This is a genomic window from Streptomyces sp. NPDC001393 (assembly GCF_053597455.1).
The window spans coordinates 20,169-33,958 of sequence record NZ_JBSFIH010000042.1 but is presented as its reverse complement, the minus strand read 5'-3'; the positions used below and the strand labels follow the sequence as shown (position 1 = coordinate 33,958).

Here is a 13,790-nt window from a genome sequence, read left to right as displayed (position 1 = left end):
TTGATTGTGTTGAGTGATTGGGTGCGGGACGTAGAGGAGTCCGGCGTTGAAGAAGACCTCGACACGACTGGCCGACGGTCGTGAGCTCATCTACTACGACCTGCGTGACGACATCGTGCGGGACGCCGTGGACCGCCGCCCGCTGGAGCGGACGCACACGACCTCCGAGGTCCGCCGTGATGTGCTGCTCGGCGACGCGGTCGCCGTCGCCTCCCACCGGCAAGGCCGTACGTACCACCCGCCGGCCGACGAGTGCCCCCTGTGCCCCACGCAGGGCGACCGGCTGAGCGAGATCCCGGAGGCGTCGTACGACGTCGTCGTCTTCGAGAACCGGTTCCCCTCCCTCGCCGGCGACTCCGGCCGCTGCGAGGTCGTCTGCTTCACCTCCGACCACGACGCCTCCTTCGCCGACCTGACGACCGAGCAGGCGCGCCTGGTGCTGGAGGCGTGGACGGACCGCACCTCGGAGCTGTCGCATCTGCCCTCCGTCGAGCAGGTCTTCTGTTTCGAGAACCGCGGTGCCGAGATCGGCGTGACCCTGGGCCACCCGCACGGACAGATCTACGCATACCCCTTCACCACGCCGCGCACCGCGCTGATGCTCCGCTCGCTCGCCGCGCACAAGGAGGCGACCGGCGGCGAGAATCTCTTCGACTCCGTCCTGCAGCGGGAACGCGGCGAGGACCGGGTCGTCCTTGAGGGTGAACACTGGGTGGCGTTCGTGCCGCACGCGGCGCACTGGCCGTACGAGGTCCACCTGTACCCCAAGCGCCGCGTCCCCGACCTGCTCGCCCTCGACGAGGCGGCGCGCACAGAATTCCCCCAGGTCTATCTGGAACTCTTGAGGCGCTTCGACCGGATCTTCGGCGAAGGTGAGCCGCCCACGCCCTACATCGCGGCCTGGCACCAGGCCCCGTTCGGCGCGCTGGAGGAGTTCGACGGTGTCTCGCGGGACGACTTCGCGCTCCACCTCGAGCTTTTCACCATCCGCCGCACTTCCGGCAAGCTGAAGTTTCTCGCGGGTTCCGAGTCCGGCATGAGCGTGTTCATCAACGACGTGCCGCCGGAGCGCGCGGCCGAGCGACTGCGAGAGGTAGCGAGTTCATGAAGTACCTGGTGACGGGTGGCGCGGGTTACGTCGGCAGTGTCGTGGCCCAGCATCTGCTGGAGGCCGGCCACGAGGTCACCGTGCTCGACAACCTCTCCACCGGCTTCCGCGAGGGCGTGCCCGCCGGGGCGGCCTTCGTCGAGGGCGACATCCGCGACGCCGCCAAGTGGCTCGACCCCTCCTACGACGGCGTGCTGCACTTCGCCGCGTCCTCGCAGGTCGGCGAGTCGGTGGTGAAGCCGGAGAAGTACTGGGACAACAACGTCGCCGGCTCCATGGCACTGCTCACCGCGATGCGCGACGCGGGCGTGCGCACGCTCGTCTTCTCCTCCACGGCGGCCACGTACGGCGAGCCGGAGCAGGTCCCGATCGTGGAGAGCGCGCCGACGCGCCCGACCAACCCCTACGGCGCCTCCAAGCTGGCCGTCGACCACATGATCACCAGCGAGGCGAACGCCCACGGCCTGGCGGCGGTCTCCCTGCGCTACTTCAACGTGGCCGGCGCCTACGGTGTGTACGGCGAGCGCCACGACCCCGAGTCGCACCTCATCCCGCTGGTCCTCCAGGTCGCCCAGGGCCGCCGCGAGGCGATCTCCGTCTACGGCGACGACTACCCGACCCCGGACGGCACCTGCGTGCGCGACTACATCCACGTCGCCGACCTCGCCGAGGCCCACCTCCTCGCCCTGACGGCCGCCACCCCGGGCGAGCACCTGATCTGCAACCTCGGCAACGGCGAGGGCTTCTCCGTCCGCCAGGTCATCGAGACGGTCCGGCAGGTCACCGGCCACCCGATCCCCGAGATCACGGCCCCGCGCCGCGGCGGCGACCCGGCCGTCCTGGTCGCCTCGGCGGACACGGCCCGCGAGAAGCTGGGCTGGAACCCGACCCGCGCGGACCTCGCGGGCATCGTCGCGGACGCCTGGGAGTTCGCGCAGCACATCGCAAGGGAGCACTAGTGGGGGCACAGCAGGTCGCGGAGCGCTTCGCCGAGCTGTACGGCGCGAAGCCCGAGGGAGTGTGGGCGGCACCCGGCCGCGTCAACCTCATCGGCGAGCACACCGACTACAACGACGGCTTCGTGATGCCGTTCGCGCTGCCGCACCGGGCGATCGCGGCGGTCTCCCGCCGCACCGACGGCCTGCTGCGGCTGCACTCGGCGGACGTCGAGGGCGGCGTCGTGGAGCTGTCCCTGGACGCGTTGGCGCCCGGCAGTGACGAGGACTGGACGGCGTACCCGGCGGGCGTGGTCTGGGCCCTGCGCGACGCGGGCCACGGCGTGACCGGTGCGGACGTCCACCTGTCCTCCACGGTCCCGACCGGCGCCGGCCTGTCCTCCTCGGCGTCCCTGGAGGTCGTGATCGCGCTCGCGCTGAACGACCTCCACGACCTGGGCCTGCCGCGCTGGAAGCTGGCCCGGCTGTGCCAGCGCGCCGAGAACGTCTACGTCGGCGCGCCCACCGGGATCATGGACCAGACGGCGTCGGCCTGCTGCGAGCAGGGCCATGCGCTCTTCCTGGACACCCGCGACCTGTCCCAGCGGCAGATCCCCTTCGACCTCGCGGCCGAGGGCCTGCGCCTGCTGGTCGTGGACACCCAGGTCAAGCACGCCCACAGCGGCGGCGAGTACGGCAAGCGCCGGGCCGGCTGCGAGAAGGGCGCGGCACTGCTCGGCGTGGACGCGCTGCGGGACATCCCCTATGACGGGCTCGACGCGGCCCTGGCCCGCCTCGGCGACGAGGAGGAGGTCGTCCGCCTGGTCCGCCACGTGGTGACGGAGGACCGGCGGGTCGAGCGGGTCGTGGAACTGCTGCGCGCCGGCGAGACCCGCGCGATCGGCCCCGTCCTCACCGAGGGACACGCCTCCCTGCGCGACGACTTCCGCATCTCCTGCCCGGAGCTGGACCTGGTCGTCGACACGGCCCTGGCGAACGGCGCGCTCGGTGCCCGGATGACCGGCGGCGGCTTCGGCGGCTGCGCGATCGTCCTGGCCGAGACGGCGGACGTCGACACCCTCACCAAGGCCATCGAGGAGGCCTTCACGACAGCGGCCTTCACGTCCCCGAGAGTCTTCGAGGCGGTGCCTTCGGCGGGGGCACGGCGGGTGGTCTGACGTCCGGACGGAACGTCCGTAGCCCTGTCAATCGCCGACATCACGCATGAGGCGGGTCAGCCGCTGTCAGGCCATCGGCCACGGAGCCCGCGAAGCGGTCAAGCCCTCCGCGCCGAACCCGCGCCTGTCCGCCCCCGGGCGGCCCGGATCTCCGCGACGGCGGTGGCCACCGCGGCGTCGAAGCCGGGGTCCTGCCGGGCGACGATCCGGCCGCGGAACTCCTCGACCAGCCGGACGACACCGCTGAGATCGGCGGGATCGGCGTGGTTGATCTCGCGGGCCGGCTCGGCCTCGAAGTCGTCGGCGTCGCCGGGGAAGCCGTAGCCCATGGTGAGGGCGGCACGGAGTTCGCCGATCGTGCGCATGGGCGGGAGATGGTGCGGGCGGGAGTCAGCCGGGTCTGCGGTCATGGCGGCCAGGGCTCCTTTCACGGTGTCGGTGTCACGGTACCGGGAGCCGGTGGGCCAGGGGTGTGCCGTAGCCGCTGGGCAGAGCAGATCGCGTCGGGGTTTGTCGACTTCCGTCTCAATACGAAACTCGAGGCGCAGGACAAACGTGCTGGACGGCCAGTTCTGCAAATCTCCTTCCGCTGCGTGCTCCCATCCGTACTCTGTGGAACAGCACCGGTGGGGGCCGGTGCTGTTCAGGGGGCGAGACAGGCGGGTACGGCGCCCGCGGTGGGGGTAGCAGTTTCCGCGACGGCGGCGGCCGCGCGGCGCGTGTCCTTTCTCCGTGGGTGCCGTAGCCGCACGGCGTCTCGTTCTCCACAGGACCAGGCCCGGTCCGGGAGGGGTTTCGTGGTTCGTATCCGAGTCCTGGTCGTCGATGACCACCGCATCTTCGCCGAGTCGCTCGCCGCCGCCCTGGCCGCCGAGCCCGACGTCGACGTCTCCGCCGCCGGCAGCGGCCCCGCCGCGCTGCGCTGCCTGGAGCGGGCGGCCGGGGAGGGCCGCCGTTTTGACGTGCTGCTGGTCGACGCCGACCTGGGCGGCCAGGTGCCCGGCACCCGTCCGGCCGTGCCCGTGCAGGACGGCAACGAGGAGGGGCTGGTCGACGGGATCTCGCTCGTCACCGGCGTGCGCGCCGCCCAGCCCGCCGTGCGGATCGTCGTGCTCGCCGAGAAGGACGATCCCCGGCGGGCGGCGCTCGCGCTCCAGGCCGGCGCCTCGGGATGGGTCGCCAAGGACTGCTCGCTGTCCCGGCTGCTGACGGTGATCCGGGGTGTGCTGCGCGACGAGACCCACCTGCCGCCCGCCCTGCTCACCGGCGTGCTCAGGGAGCTGACGGCCGCCCGCCGGCACCGCAGTGAGAGCGAGCGGCTGGTGGAGTCCCTCACGCCGCGCGAGCGGGAGGTGCTGCGCTGCATGGTCGCGGGCCTCGGCCGCAAGGCCGTCGCCGAGCGGCTGTTCCTCTCCCCGCACACCGTGCGCACCCACATGCAGAACGTCCTCGGCAAGCTGGGCGTCCACTCCACCCTGGCCGCCGTCGCGCTCGCCCGCCGGGCGGGGGTCGGACCGGCCGACCTAGCCGGGGATGTTGTCGAACGGGGCGGTCAACTGGCGTAGCAGACCGGCCAGTTCCGCCCGCTGGGCGCGGGACAGCTCGGCGAGGATCGCCCGCTCCTGCTCCAGCAGGCCGGCCAGCGCCTCATCCGCGCGGTCCCGGCCGGTGTCGGTCAGCCGGACCAGCACACCGCGCCGGTCGCTCGGGTCGGGCAGCCGCTCCACCAGGCCCTTCTTGGCCAGCCGGTCGATCCGGTTGGTCATCGTGCCCGAGGTGACCAGGGTCTGGGTCAGCAGCTGACCGGGGGAGAGCTGGTACGGCGTGCCCGCGCGTCTCAGCGCGGTCAGCACATCGAACTCCCACGGCTCCAGCTGATGCTCGGCGAAGGCGAGCCGGCGCGCACGGTCCAGATGCCGGGCGAGTCGGCTCACCCGGCTGAGCACTTCCAGCGGCTCCACGTCGAGGTCCGGACGCTCCCGGCGCCACGCTGCGACCAGCCGATCGACCTCGTCCTCCATGGAGATCAGTGTAGTGGTTGTGTCGACATGAAGTCTCTTGATGTCGAGTCTCTTGACATCGAGATAAATGGCGGAGGACAGTGGTGGACATGACGACACCCATCTGGGACCCCGGGCAGTACCTGCGGCACGCCGGTCACCGCGCCCGCCCCTTCGCCGACCTCCTCGCCCGCGTCCCCGCCCCGCCCACACCGGCGCCCCGCATCGCCGACCTCGGCTGCGGCCCCGGCAACGTCACCGTGCTGCTCACCGAACGCTGGCCCGCCGCCCACGTCACCGGCTACGACAACTCGCCCGAGATGCTCGACGCGGCCCACACCCAGCACGAGGGCCCCACCGCCGGCGGCGGACGGCTGGACTTCGCCCACGCCGACGTGCGCACCTGGGCGCCCGAGGAGCCGTACGACCTCATCGTCTCCAACGCGACCCTCCAGTGGGTGCCGGGGCACGCCGACCGCTTCGCCGACTGGATCGCCGGCCTCAAACCCGGCGGCACCTTCGCTTTCCAGGTGCCCGACAACATCGACGCCCCGCTGCACGCCCTCATGCGCGAGCTCGCCGCCACCCCCCGCTGGAAGTCCCGCCTCGCCGACGTCCTGCGCCGCACCGACTCCGTGCACGCACCCGGCGCCTATCTGGACCGCCTCGCCCGCCTCGGTTGCGCGACCGACGTGTGGCAGACGACGTACTTCCACGTCCTTGAGGGTGGGGACCCCGTTCTGGACTGGGTGAAGGGCACCGGCCTCAGGCCCGCCCTGACCGCGCTCGCCGAGGACCCGGAGGCACGCTACGCCTTCGTGGCCGAGTACCGGGCGCTGCTGCGCCAGGCCTACCCCAGCGCGCCGTACGGCACCGTTCTGCCCTTCCGCCGCCTGTTCGCCGTCGCCGTGAAGGAGGCTTGAACATGCTCGTCGCCGTCGATCACGTCCAGCTCGCGGCCCCGCCCGGCTCGGAGGACGCGCTGCGCGCGTACTACGTCGACATCCTCGGGATGACGGAGATCCCGAAGCCCCCCGTGCTGGCGGCGCGCGGCGGCTGCTGGTTCCAGGCGGGTGCCGTGCAACTCCATCTCGGGATCGAGGAAGACTTCCGTCCGGCGAAGAAGGCCCACCCGGGGCTCAGGGTGACGCAGATCGAGGCGTACGCGGCCCGGCTGGCCGCGAAGGGCGCACCGGTCACCTGGGACGACAACCTCCCCGGCCACCTCCGCTTCTACTCGCAGGACCCGGCGGGCAACCGGCTGGAGTTCCTCCAGTCGCGGTAACTGATCACCGTCCACCTGGCGAGCACGACCGAGATCGCGAGGAACGCCAGCGGGGAGAGCACGCGGGGCAGCTTGTGGGAGATGCCCTGGTCCACCGGGACCCAGGACCCCCACGGCTCCCTGGATATCTCCACGGGCAGATCGATGCGGGGGTACGAGGAGAAGCCGGTCGCCCTGATCTTCCGGCCCCCGTCGACGTAGCCCACGCAGTACAGGTCGGCGGACGAGGTGTACCCGCCGCGCGAGGTCGTGGCGGGCGAGTTCGTGTCGCAGAACGCGACCCGCATCGTCTGCGAACGCCCGAGCAGACCCAGGTGACCCACGGCCGAAAGACCCAGGTAGACGCCGGCACCGAGGAGGCCGGCGGCGAGCACGCCGCACAGGACCGTTCCCCACGCCTTCTGCCGCCTTGTGCGGACCCTCAGTCGTCTGGCCACCGGGCGATCGTACGACCCCGCCCCCGGCGCTACGCCTTGCGGTGCCCAATCAGCCGCGGCTTCTGCTCCAGGCCGTCCAGGCCGTGCCACGCCAGGTTCACCAGATGGGCCGCGACCTCCGCCTTCTTCGGGCGGCGCACGTCCAGCCACCACTGGCCGGTCAGCGCGACCATGCCGACCAGCGCCTGGGCGTACAGCGGGGCCAGCTTCGGGTCGAAGCCGCGGGACTTGAACTCGCGGCCCAGGATGTCCTCCACCTGCGTGGCGATGTCGGAGATCAGCGAGGCGAAGGAACCCGTGGACTGAGGGATCGGGGAGTCGCGGACCAGGATGCGGAAGCCGTCCGTGTACTCCTCGATGTAGTCCAGCAGGGCGAACGCGGCCTGCTCGCACAGCTCCCGCGGATGACCGGCCGTCAGCGAACTGGTCACCATGTCGAGCAGGCGGCGCATCTCCCGGTCCACCACCACCGCGTACAGGCCCTCCTTGCCGCCGAAGTGCTCGTACACCACCGGCTTGGACACCCCGGCCTTCGCCGCGATCTCCTCCACCGAGGTGCCCTCGAAACCTTTCGCCGCGAAGAGGGTGCGACCGATCTCCAGCAGCTGCTGGCGGCGCTCGGCACCGGTCATACGGGTCCGCCGGGTCCGCCGCGGTTTGTCGTTGCTGGAGGTGCTGCTGGAGTCGGTCGCCACGGCGTCAATCATGCCGCCTTCGCGGTCTCCCTCCGGCGCCGGGAGCCGCCTTCCTCGGTGTTCCGGCGCGAATCGATACGCGAGCGTGACGGCCAGCGCACGTCGTACGCCCAGCCGAGCAGCTCGAACATGCGGATGAACCGCGCCGAGGAGTCGATCTGCCCGCGCATCACACCGTGCCGCGCCGAGGTCGGGTCGGCATGGTGCAGGTTGTGCCACGACTCACCGCACGACAGCACCGCCAGCCACCACACGTTGCCCGAACGGTCCCGCGACTTGAACGGCCGCTTGCCCACCGCGTGACAGATCGAGTTGATCGACCAGGTCACATGGTGCAGCAGCGCCACTCGTACGAGTGAACCCCAGAAGAACGCGGTGACCGCGCCCCACCAGGACATCGTCACCAGACCGCCGATCAGCGGCGGCAGGACCAGGGAGAGGGCCGTCCAGTACACGAACTGGCGGGAGATCGCCCGGATCGCCGGGTCCTTGACCAGATCCGGCGCGTACTTGTCCTGCGGAGTCTGCTCCTCGTCGAACATCCAGCCGATGTGAGCCCACCACAGGCCCTTCATCAGCGCCGGAACCGTCTCGCCGAACCGCCACGGAGAGTGCGGGTCACCCTCCGCGTCGGAGAACTTGTGGTGCTTGCGGTGATCGGCCACCCAGCGCACCAGGGGCCCCTCGACCGCCAGCGAACCCATGATCGCCAGCGCGATCCTCAACGGCCGCTTCGCCTTGAACGAACCATGGGTGAAGTACCGGTGGAAACCGATCGTGATGCCGTGGCACCCCAGGAAGTAGAAGAACACCAGCAGGCCCACATCGAGCCAGCTCACCCCCCAGCCCCAGGCCAGCGGCACCGCCGCCACCAGCGCCAGGAACGGCACGGTGATGAACAAAAGCAGCGTGATCTGCTCGATCGAACGCTTCTGCTCGCCACCCAGCGTGGCGGACGGGACCGGATTGTCGTCGGCCGTCAGGGCTTCTTCGATCACATCGGAACTTGAGGTCATGCGCGTCCCCTGTGGGGTCGAGGGTCGAGGCAGGTGCCGGGCCGCCGGGACCGGACGGGAGGCGACGGTACTTCCCTACGGTTCCGTAACCTACGGCGTCGTAAGTATGGCAGCGTGTCGAGCGGCGGCAAGAGCCCCAGAGCCTGCGCGTCCCCATCGACACCTATCCTTGAACTCGGTCGGACAGCGCGGTCCGCTGAAGTTTCCTTCCCGGACGCTCCGGCCCGTATGCGGCGCCCGCCGCGCGGCAGCCGGCCGGGTTCCCTCCCAGAGAGCTTCCACACTGCAAGGAGCCGCACCTGTGAGCAGTGCCGACGACCAGACCACCACGACCAGCAGCGAGCTGCGCGCCGACATCCGCCGGCTGGGTGATCTCCTGGGCGAGACCCTCGTACGGCAGGAAGGCCCCGAGCTCCTCGACCTGGTCGAGAAGGTCCGCCGCCTCACCCGCGAGGACGGCGAGGCCGCCGCCGAGCTGCTGCGCGGCACCGAACTGGAGACCGCCGCCAAGCTGGTGCGCGCCTTCTCCACCTACTTCCACCTCGCCAACGTCACCGAGCAGGTCCACCGAGGCCGCGAACTGCGCGCCCGGCGCGCCGCCGAGGGCGGCCTCCTCGCCCGGACGGCGGACCGCCTGAAGGACGCCGACCCCGAACACCTCAAGCAGACCGTCCAGCACCTCAACGTTCGCCCGGTGTTCACCGCACACCCCACCGAGGCCGCGCGCCGCTCGGTGCTGAACAAGCTCCGGCGCATCGCCGCACTCCTGGAAACCCCCGTCCAGGGCTCCGACCGCCGCCGCCACGACGTCCGCCTCGCCGAGAACATTGACCTCGTCTGGCAGACCGACGAACTGCGCGTCGTACGCCCCGAGCCCGCCGACGAGGCCCGCAACGCCATCTACTACCTCGACGAGCTCCACGCCGAGGCCGTCGGCGACGTCCTGGAGGACCTCACCGCCGAACTCGAACGGGTCGGCGTCAGGCTCCCCGACGACACCCGCCCGCTCACCTTCGGCACCTGGATCGGCGGCGACCGCGACGGCAACCCCAACGTCACCCCCCAGGTCACCTGGGACGTCCTCATCCTCCAGCACGAGCACGGCATCAACGACGCCCTGGAGATGATCGACGAACTGCGCGGACTGCTCTCCAACTCCATCCGCTACACCGGAGCGACGGAGGAGCTGCTGGAGTCCCTCAAGCGCGATCTGGAGCTGCTCCCCGAGATCAGCCCCCGCTACAAGCGCCTCAATGCCGAAGAGCCCTACCGGCTCAAGGCCACCTGCATCCGGCAGAAGCTCGAGAACACCAAGCAGCGCCTCGCCAAGGGCACCCCGCACGAGACGGGCCGCGACTACCTCGGCACCAGCGAACTCCTCGCCGACCTCAGGATCATCCAGGCCTCCCTGCGCGAACACCGCGGCGCCCTCCTCGCCGACGGCCGCCTCGCCCGCACCATCCGCACCATGGCCGCCTTCGGCCTCCAGCTCGCCACCATGGACGTCCGCGAACACGCCGACGCCCACCACCACGCCCTCGGCCAGCTCTTCGACCGCCTCGGCGAGGAGTCCTGGCGCTACGCCGACATGCCCCGCGAGTACCGCACCAAGCTCCTCGCCAAGGAACTCAGGTCCCGCCGGCCACTCGCCCCCACCCCGGCACCCGTCGACGCGGCCGGACAGAAGACCCTCGGCGTCTTCGAGACCGTCAAGAAGGCCCTGGAGGTCTTCGGCCCCGAGGTCGTCGAGTCCTACATCATCTCCATGTGCCAGGGCGCCGACGACGTCTTCGCCGCCGCCGTCCTCGCCCGCGAGGCTGGCCTGATGGACCTCCACGCCGGCTGGGCGAAGATCGGCATCGTCCCCCTGCTGGAGACCACCGACGAGCTGCGCGCCGCCGACACCATCCTCGAGGACATGCTCTCCGACCCCTCCTACCGGCGCCTGGTCGCGCTGCGCGGAGACGTCCAGGAGGTCATGCTCGGCTACTCCGACTCCTCCAAGTTCGGCGGCATCACCACCAGCCAGTGGGAGATCCACCGCGCCCAGCGCCGCCTGCGCGACGTCGCCCACCGCTACGGCGTCCGCCTCCGCCTCTTCCACGGCCGCGGCGGCACCGTCGGCCGCGGCGGCGGTCCCTCCCACGACGCCATCCTCGCCCAGCCCTGGGGCACCCTCGAAGGCGAGATCAAGGTCACCGAACAGGGCGAGGTCATCTCCGACAAGTACCTCATCCCCTCCCTCGCCCGGGAGAACCTGGAACTGACCGTCGCCGCCACCCTGCAGGCCTCCGCCCTGCACACCGCCCCCCGCCAGTCCGACGAGGCCCTCGCCCGCTGGGACGCCGCCATGGACGTCGTCTCCGACGCCGCCCACGCCGCCTACCGCAGGCTCGTCGAGGACCCCGACCTCCCGGCGTACTTCTTCGCCTCCACCCCCGTCGACCAGCTCGCCGAACTCCACCTCGGCTCCCGGCCCTCCCGGCGCCCCGACTCCGGCGCCGGCCTCGACGGCCTGCGCGCCATCCCCTGGGTGTTCGGCTGGACACAGTCCCGGCAGATCGTCCCCGGCTGGTTCGGCGTCGGCTCCGGCCTGAAGGCCCTGCGCGAGGCCGGCCTGGACACCGTCCTCGACGAAATGCACCAGCAGTGGCACTTCTTCCAGAACTTCATCTCCAACGTCGAGATGACCCTCGCCAAGACCGACCTGCGCATCGCCCAGCACTACGTCGACACCCTCGTCCCCGACGGCCTCAAGCACGTCTTCGACACCATCAGGGCCGAACACGAGCTGACCGTCCGCGAGGTCCTGCGCATCACCGGCGAACAGGAACTGCTCGACGCCCAGCCCGTCCTCAAGCAGACCTTCACCATCCGCGACGCCTACCTGGACCCCATCTCCTACCTCCAGGTCACCCTGCTCAAGCGCCAGCGCGACGCGGCGGCCGCGGGCACCGAGCCCGACCCGCTGCTCTCCCGCGCCCTGCTCCTCACCGTCAACGGCGTGGCAGCAGGCCTGCGCAACACCGGCTGACCGCCACGCCACACAAGACGGTGCCCCCGAGGTCGTACGACCCCGGGGGCACCGCCCTTTCCGGCTCAGGTCAGCCGGAGAACACCTTGCCTCACGAACCGGCGGACACCGCCAGAAAAGCGCCCGTCAACAACGCCAGCCCGCACCCCGCCAGCACCCACGCCACCCGCGTCAGCCGCATCCCGCCCGCCACCACCACCGACGCCAGCAGCAACGCCCCGCCCAACGGCACCCACGCATACAGAATCCCCGCCGGACCCGACCGCACCGCGTCCGCCGTACCCGGCTTCAGCACCACGTCGTACGTCCGCCCCTCACGCACCGCCACCGGCTGCGAAATCTCCACACGCGCCCGCGCCCGTCCCCCCGCCGACGTCGGCCAGAACGGACCACTGCACACATCCTTCGCACAGGCGGTCACCCGCACCGTGCCCTGCTCCCGCCCCTTGGACAGCATCACGTGCTGCGCGGTCCCCCAGGAACCCCACACCCCGGCGAACAGGATCAACGCGGCGACCGCACCCATCGCCGCGACCCCCCCGAACCGCAACGCGGTCACGGAGGCCTGGCGAGCAGTGCTGGCTGTGGCAGGCATGGCCGGGATCATTGGCCATACCCGCAACCGCGGTCAACCTCGCTGTCCGCCGTACAAGCACATGTCAGGAGTTGTACGCGCCCTGCGCCCGCTCCAGCCCCTCGATCACCAGACACTCCACCGCGTCCGCCGCACGGTCCACGAAGTAGTCCAGCTCCTTGCGCTCCGCCGACGAGAAGTCCTTCAGCACGAAGTCCGCCACCTGCATACGCCCCGGAGGCCGCCCGATCCCGAACCGCACCCGGTGATAGTCCGAACCCATCGCTTTCGTCATCGACTTCAGACCGTTGTGCCCGTTGTCCCCACCGCCCAGCTTCAGCCGCAGCACGCCGTAGTCGATGTCCAGCTCGTCATGCACGGCCACCACGTTCGCCACCGGCACCTTGTAGAAGTCCTTCAACGCGTTCACCGGACCACCGGACAGATTCATGTACGACATCGGCTTCGCCACGATCACCCGCCGGCTGCCCGGCCCCGCCGGACCGATCCGGCCCTCCAGCACCTGCGCCTGCGCCTTGCCCGCCCGCTTGAACTTCCCCCCGATCCGCTCCGCGAGCAGGTCCACCACCATGAAACCGACGTTGTGCCGGTTCATGGCGTACTCCGGCCCGGGATTCCCGAGCCCGACGATCAGCCAGGGATCACTGCTGGCGGGGGTGGTCACGTCCATGTCTCCTTGATACGCGCCAGCCGCCGCTCCCCGCGAGGGAAACGGCGGCTGAACCGGATGATGACGAAGCGAGGATCAGGCCTCGGCGGCCTCTTCGCCCTCGGCGGCCTCTTCACCCTCGGTCTCCTCGGCCTGCGCGGCCAGGACCTGCAGGACGACAGCGTCCTCCTCGACGGCCAGCGTGGTGCCCTTCGGGAGGGTGATGTCCTTGGCGAGGACGGAGGCACCGGCCTCCAGACCCTCGACCGAGACGGTGACGGACTCCGGGATGTGCGTGGCCTCGGCCTCGACCGGCAGCGCGTTCAGCACGTGCTCCAGCAGGTTGCCACCCGGGGCCAGCTCGCCCTCGGTGTGCACCGGGATCTCGACCGTGACCTTCTCGCCCCGCTTGACCAGCAGCAGGTCCACGTGCTCCAGGAAGCCCTTCAGCGGGTCACGCTGCACGGCCTTCGGGATCGCCAGCTCGCTGGTCTTGCCGTCGATGTCCAGGGAGATCAGGACGTTCGGCGTACGCAGCGCCAGCAGCAGGTCGTGACCCGGCAGGGTCAGGTGCAGCGGCTCGGTGCCGTGGCCGTAGAGAACAACCGGAACCTTGTTGTCACGGCGGATGCGACGGGCCGCACCCTTGCCGAACTCGGAACGGGTCTCGGCGGCGAGCTTCACCTCGGACATAGTGATCACTCCTCGTAGAACTCGGAACGGACGTGGTCACCCGGCCACGAACGGCCTGCTACGAAGAGCGCGTCGATAACGGACCGCCGTACCACACGAGTACGGCCTCCCTCGCCGAGCAACTGCAGCAGTCTACTCGGAAGGGGAGGCCGCACCCAAAAGGAT

The 13,790-nt window shown here is 70.6% G+C and carries 15 protein-coding genes; 7 read left to right on the top strand and 8 right to left on the bottom strand.

The annotated features are described in order from the left end of the window. Nucleotides 1–46: 46 nt before the first annotated feature. The 3 genes from galT to galK are packed head-to-tail and all read left to right on the top strand — an operon-like array spanning nucleotide 47 to nucleotide 3,221. Complete coding sequence (galT, locus tag ACWC2T_RS33090) at nucleotides 47–1,108, top strand: galactose-1-phosphate uridylyltransferase (protein WP_450674023.1); 1,062 nt, start codon at nucleotides 47–49, stop codon at nucleotides 1,106–1,108. After that, on the top strand, nucleotides 1,105–2,067 hold the full coding sequence (galE, locus tag ACWC2T_RS33085) for a UDP-glucose 4-epimerase GalE (RefSeq protein ID WP_450674022.1): 963 nt from the start codon (nucleotides 1,105–1,107) through the stop codon (nucleotides 2,065–2,067). Before galT ends, galE begins: the two co-directional genes overlap by 4 nt. Beyond that, on the top strand, nucleotides 2,067–3,221 hold the full coding sequence (galK, locus tag ACWC2T_RS33080; RefSeq protein WP_450674021.1) for a galactokinase: 1,155 nt from the start codon (nucleotides 2,067–2,069) through the stop codon (nucleotides 3,219–3,221). The genes galE and galK overlap by 1 nt, the downstream gene beginning before the upstream one ends. 98 nt (nucleotides 3,222–3,319) lie before the next feature. Here galK and ACWC2T_RS33075 read toward each other — a convergent pair whose 3' ends face one another. Beyond that, entirely contained in the window at nucleotides 3,320–3,631 is a 312-nt protein-coding gene (locus ACWC2T_RS33075; protein WP_450674020.1) for a hypothetical protein, read from the bottom strand. Between the two features lie 387 nt (nucleotides 3,632–4,018). Between ACWC2T_RS33075 and ACWC2T_RS33070 the strand changes: the two genes are divergently transcribed. Further along, entirely contained in the window at nucleotides 4,019–4,786 is a 768-nt protein-coding gene (locus ACWC2T_RS33070; protein ID WP_450674019.1) for a LuxR C-terminal-related transcriptional regulator, read from the top strand. On the opposite strand, the gene tamR is transcribed toward ACWC2T_RS33070, so the two are convergent. Next, on the bottom strand, nucleotides 4,745–5,242 hold the full coding sequence (gene tamR / locus ACWC2T_RS33065) for a MarR family transcriptional regulator TamR (protein ID WP_055704861.1): 498 nt from the start codon (nucleotides 5,240–5,242) through the stop codon (nucleotides 4,745–4,747). The genes ACWC2T_RS33070 and tamR overlap by 42 nt on opposite strands. Nucleotides 5,243–5,331: 89 nt before the next feature. On the opposite strand from tamR, the gene ACWC2T_RS33060 reads away from it, so the two are divergent. Both ACWC2T_RS33060 and ACWC2T_RS33055 read left to right on the top strand, forming a co-directional pair. Continuing rightward, a complete protein-coding gene (locus ACWC2T_RS33060; protein WP_450674018.1) occupies nucleotides 5,332–6,144 on the top strand; it encodes a trans-aconitate 2-methyltransferase in 813 nt (270 codons plus the stop codon). A gap of 2 nt (nucleotides 6,145–6,146) precedes the next feature. Beyond that, entirely contained in the window at nucleotides 6,147–6,506 is a 360-nt protein-coding gene (locus tag ACWC2T_RS33055) for a VOC family protein (RefSeq protein WP_450674017.1), read from the top strand. Here the strand turns inward: ACWC2T_RS33055 and ACWC2T_RS33050 are convergent. The 3 genes from ACWC2T_RS33050 to ACWC2T_RS33040 are packed head-to-tail and all read right to left on the bottom strand — an operon-like array spanning nucleotide 6,455 to nucleotide 8,654. Next, a complete protein-coding gene (locus ACWC2T_RS33050) occupies nucleotides 6,455–6,943 on the bottom strand; it encodes a hypothetical protein (RefSeq protein WP_450674016.1) in 489 nt (162 codons plus the stop codon). The two genes, ACWC2T_RS33055 and ACWC2T_RS33050, sit on opposite strands and share 52 nt — an antisense overlap. Before the next feature lie 29 nt (nucleotides 6,944–6,972). Beyond that, a complete protein-coding gene (locus ACWC2T_RS33045; RefSeq protein ID WP_067049993.1) occupies nucleotides 6,973–7,650 on the bottom strand; it encodes a TetR/AcrR family transcriptional regulator in 678 nt (225 codons plus the stop codon). Next, nucleotides 7,647–8,654: an acyl-CoA desaturase gene (locus tag ACWC2T_RS33040; protein WP_450674015.1), complete on the bottom strand. Its 1,008-nt coding sequence runs from the start codon at nucleotides 8,652–8,654 to the stop codon at nucleotides 7,647–7,649. The genes ACWC2T_RS33045 and ACWC2T_RS33040 overlap by 4 nt, the downstream gene beginning before the upstream one ends. A 301-nt stretch (nucleotides 8,655–8,955) precedes the next feature. Here ACWC2T_RS33040 and ppc point away from each other — a divergent pair, with 301 nt between their 5' ends. Beyond that, the gene (ppc, locus tag ACWC2T_RS33035) at nucleotides 8,956–11,688 is read left to right on the top strand and encodes a phosphoenolpyruvate carboxylase (protein WP_450674014.1); all 2,733 of its coding nucleotides are present in this window, start codon (nucleotides 8,956–8,958) and stop codon (nucleotides 11,686–11,688) included. 91 nt (nucleotides 11,689–11,779) lie between these two features. Here ppc and ACWC2T_RS33030 read toward each other — a convergent pair whose 3' ends face one another. The 3 genes from ACWC2T_RS33030 to ACWC2T_RS33020 all read right to left on the bottom strand — a co-directional run bounded on the left by ACWC2T_RS33030 (nucleotide 11,780) and on the right by ACWC2T_RS33020 (nucleotide 13,625). Next, the gene (locus ACWC2T_RS33030; RefSeq protein ID WP_450674013.1) at nucleotides 11,780–12,295 is read right to left on the bottom strand and encodes a hypothetical protein; all 516 of its coding nucleotides are present in this window, start codon (nucleotides 12,293–12,295) and stop codon (nucleotides 11,780–11,782) included. A 52-nt stretch (nucleotides 12,296–12,347) separates the two neighbouring features. Then, nucleotides 12,348–12,953: an aminoacyl-tRNA hydrolase gene (pth, locus tag ACWC2T_RS33025; RefSeq protein ID WP_450674012.1), complete on the bottom strand. Its 606-nt coding sequence runs from the start codon at nucleotides 12,951–12,953 to the stop codon at nucleotides 12,348–12,350. Between the two features lie 75 nt (nucleotides 12,954–13,028). Then, nucleotides 13,029–13,625 carry a 50S ribosomal protein L25/general stress protein Ctc gene (locus tag ACWC2T_RS33020; protein ID WP_450674011.1) on the bottom strand — a complete coding sequence of 199 codons (597 nt, stop codon included), beginning with the start codon at nucleotides 13,623–13,625 and terminating at the stop codon, nucleotides 13,029–13,031. Nucleotides 13,626–13,790 lie beyond the last annotated feature (165 nt).